Origin of the sequence: Flavobacterium branchiarum, from assembly GCF_030409845.1 — a bacterium.
In the GTDB taxonomy this organism is placed as follows: Bacteria; Bacteroidota; Bacteroidia; order Flavobacteriales; family Flavobacteriaceae; genus Flavobacterium; species Flavobacterium branchiarum.
The window spans coordinates 878,211-896,316 of record NZ_JAUFQQ010000003.1 but is presented as its reverse complement, the minus strand read 5'-3'; the positions used below and the strand labels follow the sequence as shown (position 1 = coordinate 896,316).

Sequence of the window (18,106 nt, the reverse complement as noted above, 5' to 3'; positions counted from 1 at the left end):
CTAACACGAGCATTATTTATCTTTTTTTTCCATTATAGAATTTATCCAAATAATTTCTGTGATTATTTTTTCTGCTAATTGCGGTAATGTATATTCTCAAAATTTAACGCCACCATAAGACCTTTTATAATTACTTTTTTATTTAAGCCAAGGTCAAGTTTCCTTTGTTTGTCGTAATAGTATTTTATCAGTAACTTAGGTAAAAGTTCCTGCAATCATTGTACATTGTCCTTTTACGTTTGTTACAATATTTTCACTTCTTTATTATTACCATAATTTTTGTTTAAGATGTCTACTAAATTCCTTATCCACAATAAAACAGCATAAATGCAACTATATAAGAGTAGATTCATGTCATTTAATGGCATCTTGTTTTTGTAAAAATAATAAAAAAATTTTAAAATAGTAAAATTATTCTTTCTTTTTATTATCAAAAAATATATAATTTCTGTAATATAACTACAAAACCAAAAGATCATAAGGAGATCTTTCTTAATTTTTTAAAAAGTGATAAATCAAAAAAACCTTTAATTGAAATATTAACCATAATGCAGAAATATTAATTGTATAGATAGTTATACCTCTAGTTCCTTCAGTACTTTCACATCTCCCTACCGCTTCACTCTATGGACGAACGCTTGGAATTTTATCTTAAACGTCATAAAGATGCTTGTGGCTGTAACGAATTAAAAGCATCACATCAGGAAATAGCAACGGAACTCAACACATCTAGAGAAGTGATTTCGCGATTGCTAAAAAAAATGGAACAACGCGGATTAGTAAAGTTAAACCGAAACCAAATCGAGTTGTTGCAATAAAATTATTTGTCGCAGATAATTTCACCACTTAACTTCATGACACAAACACTTTCTAAATCAAAAAGAAATCTGTAGCAAAGAGAATAAAAACCTTATGTGATAAATGTTACTGTGCCTTACAATATAAGGAACAACCTTTGTATCAAAACAAACATCAATGGAATATTTCGGTTATTTTGCTTCAATCATCATAGGAATCTCATTAGGTTTAATTGGCGGCGGGGGATCTATACTAACTATTCCGATTTTAGTTTATTTATTTAATATAAATCCAGGGCAAGCAACCACCTATTCTTTATTTATTGTTGGTCTCACGGCTTTATTCGGCAGTTATAGCCATTATAAAATGGGAAATCTCAAACTAAAATCGGCGCTTTATTTTGCCATTCCATCAGTTATTTCCATTTTAATCATACGAGAAGTAATCTTTCCACAAATTGCTTCAACGCTATTCTCTGTAGCTTCATACACCGTTTCCAAAGATTTTCTGATTATGCTAATTTTTTCGGTATTGATGATAACTGCAGCTATCTCAATGATTCGAAGAAACAAACCAGAGCTAAAAACAACCGCAACTAATTACACGCAACTAAGTATAATTGGATTTATAGTTGGAATCGTAACCGGATTTCTAGGTGCAGGTGGTGGTTTTTTAATTATTCCAGCCTTGATATTCTTTGCTAATCTACCAATGAAGCAAGCTGTTGGAACCTCATTGCTTATTATTTTTATCAATTCTTCTATTGGATTCGGTGGTGATTTATATATAGGAACTCCTGTAGATTATATTTTCTTATTAGAAATCTCAGGTATCGCCCTTTTAGGAATGCTGATAGGAACTCAACTTTCTAAGAAAATTGATGGTGCTAAACTAAAACCACTCTTCGGCTGGTTTGTACTTATTATGGGATTTTATATCATTACAAAAGAGGTTTTCTTTTAAAATCTAAAAATTCATGGGAAAATTTCAAATAATATAGATAAAACGTTCCAATGGATTCATAAATATTTTGCTCCGCTGGAGACTATAAATATTTTGCTCCACTGGAGCAACATAACTTATTTATCCAATATTGTTGTTTTATAAATCTACACAATAGCTATAAATATTTTGCTCCGCTGGAGCAACATAACTTATTTATTCAATATTGTTGTTTTATAAATCTACACAATAGCTATAAATATTCTGCTCCGCTGGAGCAACATAACTTATTTATCCAATATTGTTGTTTTATAAATCTACAAAAAAGCTATAAATATTCTGCTCCGCTGGAGCAACATACCTTATTATTCAATATTGTTGTTTTATAAATCTACACAATAATTTTTTGCATCAAAACAATATCCCAGCGGGATACTATATTTCTAGATTTTTTATTATTAAAAAAAAGAAACCCCAGCGGGGTGAAATTTGATTATCCTAATTTCTCAATTGCCTACAGCTTTAACGGGAGATTAACGCAATCCCAAGCAATAAGAGATTTTCATTTTTGAGACTTTAGTTTTAATACAGTATTTACCGCATTAATCAATCCTATTGATGCTTTTCCTGTTTCAATTTGAAAATCGTGTACTTCTCCAAAAACATCTATTATTCTAAATGTCGATAACTCTATTTTTTTTATATTAGTTCCCTTAAAATTTCCGTAGAAAACTTTTCTAATATTTTCAAATTTTAAAGACTTGACATTACTTTCATTTTTTTCAATTATACGACAAGTTGTAACAATTGTTTTTATCTCAAAGCTACTTATCTCAAAAATGGATAATTCATTCTCTTCAAAAATAAACTCAACCGATTTATCCTCCACACAAATTCTAGAATAAATCCATTCCTCTGGATTCATTACTTTTCTATTAATAGCTGCTATCGTAATATTCTTTATAGAATTATCAGTTTTCATATTTTAAATAATAGTTTCTCTTTAATAAATAAAATTATATCCATTTATAAACTTTACATTCCCTCTAACTAAAGCAGAAAGCAATGTACAAATTAACACTCCTTATATCTATTTTACAACTAAACATTTTTATTGAATAACAAAATACATAATTACCTGATAAATAAACTCCATTATCATCAATTTGAATTTCTCATTTCTTAATTGCTTCCAACTTTAGCTGGAGCTAAAAAAAGGCTTTAGCCAAAATTATCATTTTGCTAAAGCCTTAAATTAAAATCTTTGTATTTTCCCTTCAACCAAAGCTGGTGGCAATTTACAAATTAATGTTCTCCATACCCAATATCATCCATTTTACCACTAAAGACTTTATATTGGATAACAAAATATACAATTACTAAAGCCAAAGCAATAAAAAACCAACTCATCCCAACAGACAACCCGTATTCGTGTGCGGCAGTATTATAAATTGTCAATGAAGGATTTACTTTGTTGGTTGATGGTAATACATTTGGAAAAATCGAAACTGCCGTTGAGGCAAATCCTCCAACAAGAAAAAAGGTAGAAAAGATGAATCCAGTACCGTCTTTCTTATACGTACGTACTTTAAATAATCCGATTATTCCAATAAATGCAATGATAGGAAATATCCATAATATTGGTGTTTCAATAAAATTATGAAATGGCTTTGGTTCAATAAAATGCCAAATCTGCAAGGATATAAATACCAAAATCAATAATACAATATTGAGTTTAAAAACTACATTTTTAAGTTTTTCGTTTAATGACGAATTAGTTTTGAAGATAATCCAGTTGGCACCATGAATCGTCAAAGCTACAACGCTCACAATTCCGAGAAATAAAGTAAACCAATCAATAATTCCTAATTCATTGGCTTGCGGACTAAAAGTAGAATTCCATAAAGGCAGAAAGAAAAAATGTGCTTCTTGAGTAGAAACTCCATTTACAACCATACCTAAATTTACTCCACGAACTATATTCCCCAAAGCAATTCCGAAGAATAAAGCCAAAAGCAAACTTGCAATTCCAAATGCTTTATCCCAAATTACCTCCCACATTGGGTGATGAATTTGCCCACGCATTTCTAATCCGATAGCTCTAAAAATAAGTAACCAAAGAATCATGATTAAAGGCAAATAAAATCCACTGAATGAAGAAGCATATAAAATTGGAAAGGCAAAAAACAAAACACCACCCGCAGCAATAATCCATACTTCATTAGCATCCCAAAAAGGACCAATTGCACTGGTTATTGCTTTTTTATCTTTTTCTGTTTTAGCAAAGAATAAATGAATAATTCCTGCACCAAAATCATAACCGTCTAATACAATGTATACGGCTAGGATTCCCATTAAAACTACGTACCAAAAAAATTCCATAATTATATATTTTCTATATTATCTGTGTGAGGTCCTTTATTGATGATTTTACCAATCAATAGCAAAAACAACATACCCAATAAAAGGTACAATCCTATAAATCCTAATAATGTAAACAGTGTATTCCCAGAGGAAACTGTTGGCGAAGCTCCATCGGCAGTGCGTAATAAATTATAAACCAACCACGGCTGACGTCCTAATTCGGCAGTATACCATCCGGCAGTATTGGCTATATATGGAAACGGAAGCATAAAAAGTAGCGACCATAAAATCCATTTGGTTTCGAATAATTTTTTTCTGCAAAGTTGAAAAACTGCAAAAGCCATTAATCCTATAAATATAGTTCCCAATCCTACCATAACATGGTAAGCATAATAGAGTCCAGAAATATTAGTAGGATGAACACTTTCATCAAACTGATCCAATCCTTTTATTTCTTCATGCCAACTTCCGTAAGTCAAGAAACTCAATATATTAGGAACAGCAATTTTATTATCAAGTTTTTTATCTTTTACATCTGGTTGTCCTATAAGAACAATTTCGGCTCCTTTTTTCTCTGTATGAAAAATTCCTTCCATAGCAGCAAAAGTTACAGGTTGGTATTTTACAACATTTTTAGCAAGCAAATCACCTGTTGGAACAGCTACAATTACACAAGAAATCAATCCAAAAATAACTCCCGTTTTCACGAATAGCTTCCCATAAGCAACATTCTTCTTACTTAAAAGGTAAAAAGCCCCAATTCCTGCAACAACAAATGAACTTGTTACCATAGATGCTGCCTGATTATGCAAATAAGAAGGCCATAACCAAGGATTAAGAAACAACGCTTTAAAATTGGTTAATACAAATCTTCCGTTTTCAAGAATTTCATATCCTACAGGGTTTTGCATCCACGAATGTGTTGCAATAATTAGATATCCACTTGCCCACGAGCCAATACATATGAGTAATCCCGTGACAAAGTGCCATTTATGTCCGAGAAGTTTTTCACCAAATAAAAACAAGCCTAAAAATGAGGATTCTAAAAAGAAAGAGAACATTCCTTCCATGGCGAGCGTTTGTCCTATAATACCACCTGTTAATTCAGAGAACTTAGCCCAATTGGTTCCAAACTGAAACTCCATCGGAATTCCTGTAACAACCCCCATTGCAAAATTTAAAGCAAAAACTTTCATCCAAAACTTAGTGGCATGATTGTATTCTTCGATATTCGTTCGTAGATATTTCCATTTAAAATATACAATGATTAAGGAAAGTCCCATTGTAAGTTGAGGAAATAGGTAGTGAAAGGTAATTGTAAATGCAAATTGCATTCGATCATAAAAAAGCATTTCTTCCATACTAGCGTATATTTTTCAATTATGAAGTCTCACAAATTTACCTATTAAAACTAACATATTATGTCATAAAAAAAACTTTATCACTCTACAATTATAAAAAACTCTAGCTACCGCAAAACCTTCAATTCTTATTTAAACCATTTGAGTTATATTAAATTATTTAAGGCATACACAAATTAAACACTAACAGACATCACTGTACACAACCTATACCACTGCTATTCAATTCATTTAAACTATACCAAATTTGTGTAACATTAGTCACGTTGTAAACAAAAAAACTAACTTATCTTTGCCAAACATTATTTAAGATTACACAACAATGAAAATTGAACAAATTTATACTGGATGTTTAGCACAAGGCGCTTACTACATTACCTCAAATGGAGAAGCTGCTATTATAGATCCACTGAGAGAAATACAACCCTATTTGGACCGTTTAGATCGTGATCAGGTAAAACTAAAATACATTTTTGAAACTCATTTTCATGCCGATTTCGTTTCGGGTCATGTTGATTTAAGTAAAGAAACTGGCGCACCTATTATATATGGTCCAAATGCTGAATGTGGCTATGATTGCGTTTCGGCAACCGACGAGCAAGAGTTTAAACTGGGAAACATAACGATAAAAGCGTTGCATACTCCTGGTCATACAATGGAAAGCACCTCTTATTTATTAATAGATGAAAACGGAAAAGACTATGCTGTTTTCTCTGGAGATACTTTATTCATTGGAGATGTAGGACGTCCTGACTTAGCTCAAAAAGCAGCAGGAATGACACAAGATCAATTGGCTGCAATATTATTTAATTCGCTACGAACAAAAATAATGACTTTGGCTGATGATGTTATCGTATATCCGGCACATGGAGCAGGAAGTGCTTGTGGGAAAAACATGAGTAAAGAAACGGTATCAACGATTGGAAATCAAAAAGCAACCAATTATGCTTTGCGTGCTGATATGACTGAAGCCGAATTTATTACTGAAGTAACCGATGGTTTATTGCCTCCTCCTGCTTATTTTAGCATGAATGTAGCTATGAACAAAAGTGGCTATGAAAGCTTTGAAACTGTTTTACATAATGGAATGAAAGCTATAAAAGTTGATGAATTTGAAGCTGTAGTCGAAGAAACTGGTGCTTTAATTTTGGATACTAGAGATAATAGTGTTTTTAGCAAAGGATTTATTCCGCAATCTGTGAATATCGGTATCAATGGTGATTTTGCTCCTTGGGTGGGTACTTTAATTGCCGATGTAAAACAACCTATTATATTAGTAACCGAAAATGGATTAGAAGAAGAAACTGTAACTCGATTGAGTCGTGTAGGTTTCGATTCGATTATCGGACATCTAGAAGGTGGATTTGATGCATGGAAAAATGCAGCTTATGAAATTGATACCGTAAATAGAATTACTGCAGCTCAATTTGCAAATGAATTTAAACTTGAAGAAAGCAAAGTAATCGACATTCGTAAAGAAACGGAATACAGTGCTGAACATATTGAAGAGGCTTACAATAAACCATTGGCTTTTATTAATGAATGGGTAAAAGATATTGACCCAAAAGAACATTTTTATTTACATTGTGCTGCTGGATACAGAAGTATGATTGCTGCATCAATATTACAAGCACGCGGATTTAGAAATTTCACCGAAGTTGAAGGTGGTTTTAATGCTATTGCAAAAACTACAATTCCGAAATCTGATTTTGTATGTCAAAGTAAAGTTTTAAAATAAAGTAAAAAAGAAAAAGAGGCACAAAGTAACAAAGGTTTTTATCCTTTTGAGTCTCTAGTCCTAAATCTCTAAAACCCTAAAAGAAATGAATTTAATTGAAATGATAAGAGAACCGTGGCCATGGTATGTTTCAGGTCCACTAATCGGTTTAACCGTTCCTATATTATTAATTTTTGGAAACAAAGCATTCGGAATCAGTTCGTCTTTGCGCCATATCTGTGCAATGTGCATTCCTGCAAACATTTCATTCTTTAAATACGATTGGAAAAAGGAAAGTTGGAATTTATTTTTTGTCTTCGGTATATTCTTAGGTGGTGTTATAGCAACTGCTTTCTTATCAAATCCAAATCCTATCGAAATAAACCCAAACCTAGCTACTGAATTAGCGACTTACGGTATTACCGATAATTCGGGATTAATGCCTGCGCAACTTTTTTCATGGGAAAGTTTATTAACGCTACGTGGATTTATAATGATTGTAATTGGAGGTTTTCTTGTAGGCTTCGGAACGCGTTATGCTGGCGGATGCACAAGCGGACATTCAATTATGGGGATTTCTAATTTACAATGGCCTTCACTTGTGGCAACTATTTGCTTCATGGTTGGTGGTTTTGTTATGGCAAACCTGATTCTTCCTTATATACTTTCACTTTAAATCTTTAAAAATGAAAATTTCAAACTTAAAATATATGCTTGTCGGAATTGTATTCGGCATAGTATTCGTAAAAGCCGAAATCATTAGCTGGTACCGTATTCAAGAAATGTTTCGCTTACAATCCTTCTTTATGTATGGTGTAATCGGAAGCGCAGTTGCTGTAGGAATGTTATCTGTTTTTTTGATAAAAAAATTCAAAGTAAAAACTATTCAAGGAGAAGAAATCAAAATTGAACCTAAAACCTTTAACAAAGGACAAATTTACGGTGGTCTATTATTTGGTTTTGGTTGGGCAATAACTGGAGCCTGCCCTGGTCCTCTTTTTGCACAAATAGGAACTGGAGTTACTGTAGTTGCAGTAACATTGGTAAGTGCAATACTAGGAACTTGGGTTTATGGTTACTTTAAAGATAACTTACCTCATTAATATTCAGCCTACCTAATATTATATAGAGCCTCATATGAAATAGCATATGAGGTTTTTTTATTCAAACAAAACAACCACAAACACATAAAAATCAGCGAATTATAAAACAAAATTCATTAATTTTAAACTCGATTTCTAACCACGAAAACTTACATTAAATAATATTAACGAAATTTTAACGGTACATTTGTATATACAACTATAAAACATATTACATTTGTATATACAAATTATACACTGACGACTATGACAATTGAAGATGTAATAAAAAGTACCGTTAAGATGGATAATCCAAAAAAAGTTATTCTGAATATCATGTACACACAAAATGTGCTTCAAGATAAATTTAATGAGGTCTTAAAACCTTATGACTTATCAGGAGAGCAATATAATGTGTTACGCATATTAAGAGGGCAAAAAGGAAATCCTGCTAACATGTGTGTTATACAAGACCGCATGCTCGCAAAAACAAGTAATACAACTCGTCTAGTTGATAAGTTATTACTGAAGGATTTTGTTACCAGAAATGTGTGTCCAAATAATAGACGTAAAATAGAAGTATCTATTACCGAAAAGGGATTAGGTGTTTTAACAGAATTAGATCCAAAAGTAGTGGAGCATGAAAATGTTTTTTCGGACAACTTGACTACAGAAGAACTAGAATTATTAAATGGGTTATTAGAAAAATTTAGAAATCAAAAAAATTAATACAAATAAATAGAATGAATACTTTCCTAGAAAATCAAAATTGGAGATACGCAACCAAAAAATTTGATGCGACCAAAAAAATAACAGCAGAAGATATAAACACATTAAAAGAAGCAATCCGTTTAAGTTCATCTTCATATGGATTACAGCCTTACAAAGTGATTATTGTTGAATCTCCAGAGCTAAGAGCTAAATTGCAACCAGTTGCTTGGGGACAATCACAAATTGTTGAAGCTTCACATTTAATTGTTTTTGCAAATGACACAAATATCGGCGATGTTGAAATTGATAATTTTGTCAAAAACATTAGCGAAACAAGACAAATTCCAAATGAATCATTAACAGGATATAGTGATTTTATGAAATCTAAAATATCTACTCTTCCTAATGATGTAAAAAACGTTTGGGCATCAAAACAAACCTATTTGGCTTTAGGTAATTTATTAAATGCTGCTGCCGAATTAAAAATTGACGTTACACCAATGGAAGGATTTGATCCAATTGCATTTAACGAAATACTAGGCCTAGATGCTTTACATTTAAATGCTTCAGTAATTGCTACTGTAGGATACAGACATGATGATGATGCAACTCAACATCATAAAAAAGTTAGAAAATCTCAAGAAGAATTATTTATCACACTATAATTATTAATCCAAATTTATTAAAATCAAACAAAATGAAAAATTTAAAAACAATTGCTTTAGCCCTAGTGGTAGCTTTATCTTCAGTTTCAATGAACGCTCAAACTAAAAAAGTTGACGTTAAATCAAGTACAGTTAAATGGGTAGGTAAAAAAGTAACTGGAGAGCACTCTGGAACTGTTAACCTAAAAGATGGTGCTTTAGTATTTAAAGGAAAAAAATTAGCTGGTGGAACTTTCACTGTAGATATGACATCTATCAACGCTACTGACCTTTCTGGTGAATACCAAGGAAAATTAAACGGTCACTTAAAAGCTGATGATTTCTTTGGAACTGAAAAATTCCCAACTGCTAAATTAGTTTTCAAAACTATCGGAGCAAAAGCAACTGACGTATATACTGTAACTGCAGATTTAACTATCAAAGGAATTACTAAACCAGTAACTTTTGATATAACTGTAAAAGGTAACACTGCTACAGCTGATTTAAAAGTTGACAGAACTAAATACGATATCAAATACAACTCTGGTAACTTCTTTGAAAACTTAGGAGACAAAACTATCAATGATGATTTTGAATTATCTGTATCTTTAAAGTTCTAATATCTTAGACTTACTAATTCAGAAATCCCAACAATTTAATTGTTGGGATTTTTTTTTACACCAATTTTTTGCTTTAAAAAACACATCATGAACAAATAAAATAACGTTCATAAACTTATGATAACACTTTCATAATCTCTTGTCATTCATCAATTAACAAACTGATTTTATTTTTGGACTAGTTAAAAACTAAAAGCTTTTATCCAAAAAATCACTTTTTGAAAAAGACAACACTATGAAAAAAAAATTACACCTTGTAATCATTTGTTTAATAAGTAACATCATAACCACCAATGCTCAACAACAAAAAGGTATTGTTGGCGCTTCAAACTGGATGAATAAATGGACCAATTTTAAGCCTGCTACTACAGATTATAATGAAGCTACAAATATTATTACTGGGACTATAGATATAGATACCAAATTATATAAGCGAAATACATATCAATTAATTGGTGTAGTTTATGTGACAAAAAATGCCGTTTTAACAATAGAACCCGGAACTGTTATAAGAGGAGATGATAAAACTTGTGGCACTTTAGTAATAACAAATGGTGCTAAAATAATAGCCGAAGGTTTAGAAACTGATCCAATCATCTTTACATCTAATAAAAACATTGCCGAAAGAAAACCAGGCGATTGGGGCGGGATAATCCTTCTTGGTAAAGCGCCTATTAATAAAATGGGAGGAGTTAATTTCTTAGATTTTAATCTAGATCCTGGTGTAAACCTTTACGGAGGACAAGATGCTGAGGATAATTCAGGTATTTTAAAATATGTTAGAATAGAATATTCTGGTAGAAAATTAAATGCCCTCAAAGAAATTAACGGATTGTCTTTGGCTGGAGTTGGCCGAAAAACAAAACTTGAATACATACAAATAAGCTATTCAAACGATGACTCATTTGAAGCTTACGGTGGCGATGTCATTATGAATAACCTAATTTCATATCGAGCTACCGATGATGATTTTGATTTTACTCAAGGAGTACAATGCACAATTAATAATAGCATTGCCATACGTCACCCCTACTCTTCGGACATTTCAGGTTCTAGATGCTTTGAAATTGACTCTTACGATAAAATCGAAAATAGTGATTCAACCAAAAAACTAACTAAGGTAATAGCAAATAATATCACCTTAGTAAATCTAGAAGAAAACAATCAAGGGCTCGTTCGCGAAGCTGCACATATCGGAGAAAATAGTTATTTTACATTAAGTAATAGTGTAATCTCTGGCTTTAGTCCTTTTGTTATTCTTCAAAATAAAATTGGAGACGGAACAGTAAATCTTGAAAAAATAAATTTAAACGGATTAATAATTAATAGCTGTCAAGGTGGAATTTTAAGTGAGAATACAAACTTTGATTCAGGTATTAAAAACTGGTACCAAAATCCCTCTTTTAGTTTAGAATACACTAACAAAAAAAATATTGAACTATTTACAGACATAAATATTAAAGGAAATCCAGATTTTAGAACAAATACAAACAACACTTTAGTAAGTGGAAATTAGACTGTTAAAAAGGGACTCGTAAATAAATTTAACAAAAAACTGAAAAAAATATATATTTTTTTTAAAACAATGTACACGAATACTCAAATTACATTTATATATTTGTACCAACAAAAACAGTTATGAAAACAATTACAAATAATACTTGGTGGTGGAACAATTTACGTCAGACGTCGTGAACTAAGCTTCCTATAGTATTATTCGAACTATAAATATGAAAGGCTTGTCATCACGACAGGCCTTTTTTTTTGGGCTAAACTTTTTTAAAAAACAATATACTAAACTTAAAAAAACAACACATTGAAACCTTTTATACTCAACACACACTACAAACAAATCCTTGCTGACACAGTAACACCGGTGAGCATTTATTTCAAAATTAGAGACAAATTTCCTAATAGCTTGCTTTTGGAAAGTAGCGATTATCACGGAAACGATAATAGTTTCTCGTATATCTGCTGTAACCCTATTGCAAGCATTAAAATCGAGAACGAAACTATTTCTAAAATCTATCCCGATGGAACTTCAGAAAAAATAGCTGTTGATAGTTCTACTAACATTCCAGAGGTTATTCAGGAATTTTCAGGACAATTCAAGTCGGAGAAAAATGATTTTAAATTCATCAACAACGGATTATTCGGCTATATTTCATACGATGCCGTTCGTTATTTTGAAAAAGTATCCATTGCAAAAAAAGACAATAGTATTTCTATTCCAGATGTATATTATGCTGTATACCAAAACATAATAGCAATAAATCACTTTAAAAACGAGGCATACATTTTTTGTCATAGTGTAGATGGAAGAAATAACATCTCGGAAATTGAACAATTATTACAGTCTAGAAACATTGCTTCTTACCAATTTACAAAAGAAGGAGAAGGATTCTCTAACTTAACCGATGAAGAATTTAAGCACAATGTAGCATTAGCAAAAAAACATTGTTTCCGTGGTGATGTATTCCAATTGGTTTTGTCTCGCAGATTTACACAAGGATTTAAAGGAGATGAATTTAATGTGTATAGAGCCTTAAGAAGTATCAACCCTTCTCCTTATTTATTCTTCTTTGATTACGGAGATTTTAAAATATTTGGGTCTTCGCCCGAAGCACAAATTATTGTAAAAGATAGAAAAGCAGAAATCCATCCTATTGCTGGAACTTTCAAAAGAACTGGTAACGACGAACAAGATGCTGTCTTGGCAAAACAATTATCAGAAGATAAAAAAGAAAATAGCGAACACGTTATGTTAGTTGATTTAGCTAGAAATGATTTAAGTCGTAACGGACATGATGTAAACGTAGAGAAATATCGTGAAGTTCAGTTTTTCTCTCATGTCATTCACTTAGTATCTAAAGTTACTGGACAACTACATGAAAAAGCCACTACAATGCAAGTTGTTGCCGATACTTTTCCTGCTGGAACATTAAGCGGAGCACCAAAACACAGAGCGATGCAACTTATAGAAGAGTACGAAAAAACCAATCGTAATTTTTATGGTGGCGCTATTGGTGTAATGGACTTTGAAGGTAATTTTAATCACGCTATTATGATTCGAACTTTCTTAAGTAAAAACCATCAATTGCACTGTCAAGCAGGAGCTGGAATTGTTGCAAGCTCTGACGAAGAAAGCGAAATGCAAGAAGTATATAACAAATTAAGAGCATTAAATACTGCTTTAGAAATGGCAGAGAAAATCTAGTATTCAGTCACAGTTTTCAGTTATCAGTTACGAACGAAATGCTAAAAAAAAATATTCAGTCGCAGTTTATAGTCATCAGTTTGAAACGTGATGCTGAAAAAAAGTATTCAGTCTCGGTTTGCAGTCATCAGTTCGAAACGAGATGCTGAAAAAGTATCCAGTCTCGGTTTGCAAACTTGAAACAAAATAAAACTTGAAACGAAAAATTAAACAACCTAAAAACTAAACCAAAAAAACCTAAAAAAATGAAAAACGCTATCGCATTATTATTGGTTATGACTTTTTTAAGCTCTTGTAATGATAAAAACAAGCAAGAATCTGCAACAGCTAAAAAAGATATCGAAGGAACCTGGCGACTTATTTCGGCAGAGACAACCGAAAAGGATTCCACTTTTTCAACATTCGACCCAAAAACCAAAATGATTAAAATTATAAATGACTCTCACTTTGCATTCTTTAATCATGACCTAAATAATGGTAAAAAAGAAGATGCCCTTTTCTTCGGAGGTGGAGGAAAATATACTTTAAAAGATAGTACATACACAGAGAATTTAGAATATTTCAATAATAGAGATTGGGAAAACAGCAAATTTGAATTTACAGTAAAAATTAAAAATGATACTTTAATTCAAAAAGGAGTTGAAAAAATTGAAAAACTAGGAATAAATAGAATAATAGTCGAAAAATACGTTCGAGAAAAATAAAATAAATCAGCTGCCAGTTTCAGTATTCAGACACAGTTTAAAAACTTAGTAACTCAGAATCTTAGCAACTTAGAACCTTAAAAAAATGAAAAAAATATTAGTAATAGACAACTACGATAGCTTCACTTACAATCTTGTACATTATCTAGAAGATTTAGATTGTGAAGTAACCGTATATAGAAATGATGAGTTTGATATTGATGAAATTGCAATTTTCGATAAAATATTACTTTCACCTGGCCCAGGAGTTCCAGACGAAGCTGGTTTATTAAAAGCTGTTATTCAAAAATACGCACCTACAAAAAGTATTCTTGGCGTTTGCTTAGGACAACAAGCAATTGGTGAAGTTTTTGGCGGAACACTTTCAAACCTTGACAAAGTTTATCATGGCGTTGCTACAAATGTAAAAACTGTCGTAGACGACGAGCTTTTATTTGAAGGCTTAGAAAAAGAATTTGAAGTTGGTCGTTATCATTCATGGGTTGTCGACGCAAGTTTACCTGATGTTCTTGAAGCAACTTCTTACGATGAAAACGGTCAAGTAATGTCATTAAGACACAGAACCTATGATGTTCGCGGCGTTCAATTTCATCCAGAAAGTGTACTAACACCAAACGGAAAGAAAATGCTAGAGAATTGGATTAAGAGCTAGTTTTACTTTTAGTCACAGTAATCAATTTTCAGTCGCAGCTTTCAGTCACAGTTAAGACTGTAAACTGAGACTGAATACTAAAATTATAAGAACCTTAGTAATTCAAAAAAAATGGAAGTATCAATTTTAGAAACAAAAGAAATTAATATTGAAGATATATTACCGTTGTATATAGCAAACGAATGGAGTTCGGCTGAAAAACCAGACTTATTATACAAAGGCCTTTTAAATTCTGAAACTTTAATTACAGCTTGGGAAGGAAAAAAATTAATTGGACTAGGAAATGCAATTTCAGACGGTTATTTAACTGTTTATTATCCACATTTATTAATTCTTCCAGAATATCAAGGAAAAGGAATCGGTAAAATGATCTGTGATAAAATGCAGGAAAAATATAGTCATTTCCATATGCAAATGCTTACTGCTGATGGAAAGTCAATTGATTTTTACAAAAAAAATGGATTTGAACGCGCAGGGAATACAGAACCTATGTGGATTTATCAAGGTTATGAACATTAAGAAAGTATTCAGTCGCAGTTTACAGTAAAAAACTTAGAAACTTAGAGTCTGAGTCGCTAAGAAACTTAAAAATAAAAAATGAAAAATATATTAAATAAATTAATCAATCATGAAGTCCTTACGAAAGAAGAGGCTAAAAATGTATTGATTAACATATCAAATGGAGCTTATAATCCGAGCCAGATATCGGCTTTCCTAACCATATTTATGATGCGAAGCATTAGCATCGATGAATTGGCAGGTTTTCGTGAAGCCTTATTGGACTTATGTATCCGTGTAGATTTATCTGCTTACAATACTATCGACTTATGCGGAACTGGTGGTGACGGAAAAGACACTTTCAATATCTCAACTTTAGCCTCTTTTGTTGCTGCTGGAGCTGGAATAAAAGTAGCCAAACATGGTAATTACGGAGTTTCTTCTATTTCTGGATCTAGCAACGTGATGGAAAAAATGGGAATCAAATTTACAAATGATGCCGATTTCATTGAAAAATGTATCGATAAAGCTGGAATTTGTGTACTCCACGCTCCATTGTTTCACCCAGCAATGAAAAACGTAGGTCCGATAAGAAAAGAACTAGCTGTTAAAACTTTCTTTAATATGTTGGGACCAATGGTAAATCCATCATTTCCAAACAATCAATTGGTAGGGGTATTTAATCTAGAATTGGCTAGAATGTATGCTTATTTATATCAAAATACAAATGTGAATTTTACTATTCTACATTCGCTTGACGGTTATGATGAAGTTTCATTAACTGGCCCAACAAAGATTATTACTAGCACAATGGAAGGAATGCTAAACCCAAGTGATTTTGGCGTTCGTCTTTTAGCGCAAAGCGAAATTGAAGGAGGAAAAACAATCGAAGAATCAGCTGAAATGTTCTCAACTATCATTTCTGGAAAAGGAACTGAAGCACAGAATAATGTCGTTTGTGCTAACGCCGCAATGGCAATTGCAACAGTCACAAAATGCTCACCTCAAGAAGGTTTTGAATTGGCAAAAGAAAGTTTATTTTCTGGAAAAGGATATAAAGCATTACAAACATTACAAGAATTAAGCAAATAGAAATTTGATTGAAAAATTGAAAGATTTAGTAATTTAATGATTAGAGCACAGATAGTTTTGAGTCATCAAATAAAAATTTCAAGACCTATCCAATTTCATAAAATACTTAAGTACTAAAATTAAAAATTAATTTATTGACATACAGAATTTTTAAATTTTTCAATCTTTTAATTTTTAAATATTAAACAACAAAACATGAACATACTCGATAAAATAATATTCGACAAGCAAAGAGAAGTTGTACTCAAGAAATCAATCATTCCTGTTTCACAACTTGAGGCTTCGGTTTTCTTTGAAAGAAAAACAATTTCATTACGTCAGAGATTGAGCAAAAGCAGTACTGGAATCATAGCAGAGCACAAACGTCGTTCGCCATCAAAATCGATAATAAATCAAAATTTTACGGTAGAAGAAGTCGTAAAAGGATATGAAAATGCTGGCGCTTGTGGAATTTCTGTTTTAACCGATGGGAAATATTTTGGTGGTTCGATTGACGATTTACTTTTAGCGAGAGCATCCGTGAATATTCCGCTATTGCGAAAAGAATTCATTGTAGATGAATACCAGATATTAGAAGCCAAAGCATTTGGAGCCGATTTAATTTTGCTTATCGCTGCAGTTTTAACAAGAGAAGAAATCAAATCACTATCTTCATTTGCTAAACAATTAGGATTAGAAGTTTTACTAGAAGTTCACAATCAAGAAGAGCTAGAAAAATCAATCATGCCAACATTAGACATGATTGGGGTTAATAACAGAAACCTAAAAACATTTGAAGTAAGCTTGGATTTCAGTAAACAACTTGCTGCACAGATTCCTGATGAATTTGTAAAAGTTTCAGAAAGCGGAATTTCATCTATCGAAGCCATTACCGAATTAAAACCTTACGGTTACAAAGGATTCTTGATTGGTGAGAATTTCATGAAAACTGATAATGCTGGACAAGCAGCAAAAGAATTTATAAAGCAACTATAATGTCCTAACCACCAAAGGGGGAATTATAAACTATCGGATAAAATGAAAAAAGAAGATACAACTAACGAATCAACTCCCTTCCCTTTGGGGAGGGCTGGGGTGGGGATAAAAATCTGCGGTATGAAATATCCCGAAAACATAATCGAAGTAGGCTCGCTCCTACCCGATTATATGGGATTTATCTTCTGGGAAAAATCAGCTCGGTATTTTAACGGAATCCTTCCTGATTTACCAAAATCAATAAAAAAAGTTGGGGTTTTTGTAAATCAAAGTCAGGAAGAGATTAGCAGTAAAATTTTGAAATACGATTTGCAAGCCATACAATTACATGGTCATGAATCGGTTGAATTTTGCCAAGGGCTAAGAAATAAAATAGATCCTAAAATCGAACTTATCAAAGTCTTTTCTGCCGATGATAATTTTGATTTTGGAGTATTAAAATCATACGAATCGGTTTGTGATTATTTCCTTTTTGATACTAAAGGAAAATTACCCGGCGGTAACGGAACCACTTTCGATTGGAGAATATTAAACAAATACAATTCAACAAAACCATTCTTCCTTAGCGGCGGTATTGGAATTGAAGAATTAGAAGCTATAAAAGAAATCTCGAAAACCAATTTACCCATTTATGCCATCGATGTAAATAGTAAGTTTGAAATCGAACCCGGATTAAAAAATGTAGATGCATTGCGATGCGTTTCAACACATAACATCATAAAAAAATAA

Annotated in this window: 18 protein-coding genes and 1 pseudogene; 16 read left to right on the top strand and 3 right to left on the bottom strand. The window is 32.0% G+C overall.

Annotated features, from left to right (window positions below; all coding sequences use genetic code 11):
• Positions 1-620: 620 nt before the first annotated feature.
• Together QWY99_RS04585 and QWY99_RS04580 are read left to right on the top strand one after the other, a co-directional pair.
• Positions 621-818 (top strand): annotated as a pseudogene (locus tag QWY99_RS04585) (Crp/Fnr family transcriptional regulator); the annotation flags it as partial.
• Positions 819-975: 157 nt separating this feature from the next.
• Positions 976-1,761 carry a sulfite exporter TauE/SafE family protein gene (locus tag QWY99_RS04580; protein ID WP_290262047.1) on the top strand — a complete coding sequence of 262 codons (786 nt, stop codon included), beginning with the start codon at positions 976-978 and terminating at the stop codon, positions 1,759-1,761.
• Positions 1,762-2,302: 541 nt separating this feature from the next.
• On the opposite strand, the gene QWY99_RS04575 is transcribed toward QWY99_RS04580, so the two are convergent.
• The 3 genes from QWY99_RS04575 to QWY99_RS04565 all read right to left on the bottom strand — a co-directional run bounded on the left by QWY99_RS04575 (position 2,303) and on the right by QWY99_RS04565 (position 5,465).
• The gene (locus QWY99_RS04575; RefSeq protein ID WP_290262044.1) at positions 2,303-2,722 is read right to left on the bottom strand and encodes a hypothetical protein; all 420 of its coding nucleotides are present in this window, start codon (positions 2,720-2,722) and stop codon (positions 2,303-2,305) included.
• A gap of 323 nt (positions 2,723-3,045) precedes the next feature.
• Entirely contained in the window at positions 3,046-4,122 is a 1,077-nt protein-coding gene (gene cydB / locus QWY99_RS04570) for a cytochrome d ubiquinol oxidase subunit II (RefSeq protein WP_290262043.1), read from the bottom strand.
• 2 nt (positions 4,123-4,124) lie between these two features.
• Positions 4,125-5,465 carry a cytochrome ubiquinol oxidase subunit I gene (locus tag QWY99_RS04565; protein WP_290262040.1) on the bottom strand — a complete coding sequence of 447 codons (1,341 nt, stop codon included), beginning with the start codon at positions 5,463-5,465 and terminating at the stop codon, positions 4,125-4,127.
• Positions 5,466-5,787: 322 nt separating this feature from the next.
• Between QWY99_RS04565 and QWY99_RS04560 the strand changes: the two genes are divergently transcribed.
• The 14 genes from QWY99_RS04560 to QWY99_RS04495 all read left to right on the top strand — a co-directional run bounded on the left by QWY99_RS04560 (position 5,788) and on the right by QWY99_RS04495 (position 18,106).
• Positions 5,788-7,203: an MBL fold metallo-hydrolase gene (locus QWY99_RS04560; RefSeq protein WP_290262038.1), complete on the top strand. Its 1,416-nt coding sequence runs from the start codon at positions 5,788-5,790 to the stop codon at positions 7,201-7,203.
• Between the two features lie 85 nt (positions 7,204-7,288).
• Positions 7,289-7,858, top strand: a complete 570-nt coding sequence (locus tag QWY99_RS04555) for a YeeE/YedE family protein (protein WP_290262035.1) — start codon at positions 7,289-7,291, stop codon at positions 7,856-7,858.
• A 10-nt stretch (positions 7,859-7,868) separates the two neighbouring features.
• Complete coding sequence (locus QWY99_RS04550; protein ID WP_290262032.1) at positions 7,869-8,285, top strand: DUF6691 family protein; 417 nt, start codon at positions 7,869-7,871, stop codon at positions 8,283-8,285.
• Between the two features lie 246 nt (positions 8,286-8,531).
• Positions 8,532-8,993 (top strand): MarR family winged helix-turn-helix transcriptional regulator, encoded by a 462-nt coding sequence (locus QWY99_RS04545; protein ID WP_290262028.1) that lies wholly within the window; start codon positions 8,532-8,534, stop codon positions 8,991-8,993.
• A 14-nt stretch (positions 8,994-9,007) separates the two neighbouring features.
• A complete protein-coding gene (locus QWY99_RS04540) occupies positions 9,008-9,640 on the top strand; it encodes an NAD(P)H-dependent oxidoreductase (protein WP_290262026.1) in 633 nt (210 codons plus the stop codon).
• A gap of 32 nt (positions 9,641-9,672) precedes the next feature.
• Entirely contained in the window at positions 9,673-10,239 is a 567-nt protein-coding gene (locus tag QWY99_RS04535) for a YceI family protein (protein ID WP_290262024.1), read from the top strand.
• Between the two features lie 235 nt (positions 10,240-10,474).
• Positions 10,475-11,755 carry a beta-helix domain-containing protein gene (locus QWY99_RS04530; RefSeq protein ID WP_290262022.1) on the top strand — a complete coding sequence of 427 codons (1,281 nt, stop codon included), beginning with the start codon at positions 10,475-10,477 and terminating at the stop codon, positions 11,753-11,755.
• Positions 11,756-12,055: 300 nt separating this feature from the next.
• Positions 12,056-13,456: an anthranilate synthase component I family protein gene (locus QWY99_RS04525; protein ID WP_290262020.1), complete on the top strand. Its 1,401-nt coding sequence runs from the start codon at positions 12,056-12,058 to the stop codon at positions 13,454-13,456.
• 245 nt (positions 13,457-13,701) lie between these two features.
• The gene (locus QWY99_RS04520) at positions 13,702-14,160 is read left to right on the top strand and encodes a hypothetical protein (protein ID WP_290262018.1); all 459 of its coding nucleotides are present in this window, start codon (positions 13,702-13,704) and stop codon (positions 14,158-14,160) included.
• 85 nt (positions 14,161-14,245) lie between these two features.
• Positions 14,246-14,812 carry an anthranilate synthase component II gene (locus tag QWY99_RS04515; RefSeq protein WP_290262016.1) on the top strand — a complete coding sequence of 189 codons (567 nt, stop codon included), beginning with the start codon at positions 14,246-14,248 and terminating at the stop codon, positions 14,810-14,812.
• A gap of 111 nt (positions 14,813-14,923) precedes the next feature.
• Positions 14,924-15,331, top strand: a complete 408-nt coding sequence (locus QWY99_RS04510; RefSeq protein WP_290262013.1) for a GNAT family N-acetyltransferase — start codon at positions 14,924-14,926, stop codon at positions 15,329-15,331.
• Positions 15,332-15,409: 78 nt separating this feature from the next.
• Positions 15,410-16,402, top strand: a complete 993-nt coding sequence (trpD, locus tag QWY99_RS04505) for an anthranilate phosphoribosyltransferase (RefSeq protein WP_290262010.1) — start codon at positions 15,410-15,412, stop codon at positions 16,400-16,402.
• Positions 16,403-16,597: 195 nt separating this feature from the next.
• Positions 16,598-17,377 carry an indole-3-glycerol phosphate synthase TrpC gene (trpC, locus tag QWY99_RS04500; protein ID WP_290262008.1) on the top strand — a complete coding sequence of 260 codons (780 nt, stop codon included), beginning with the start codon at positions 16,598-16,600 and terminating at the stop codon, positions 17,375-17,377.
• A gap of 99 nt (positions 17,378-17,476) precedes the next feature.
• Complete coding sequence (locus tag QWY99_RS04495) at positions 17,477-18,106, top strand: phosphoribosylanthranilate isomerase (RefSeq protein ID WP_446681934.1); 630 nt, start codon at positions 17,477-17,479, stop codon at positions 18,104-18,106.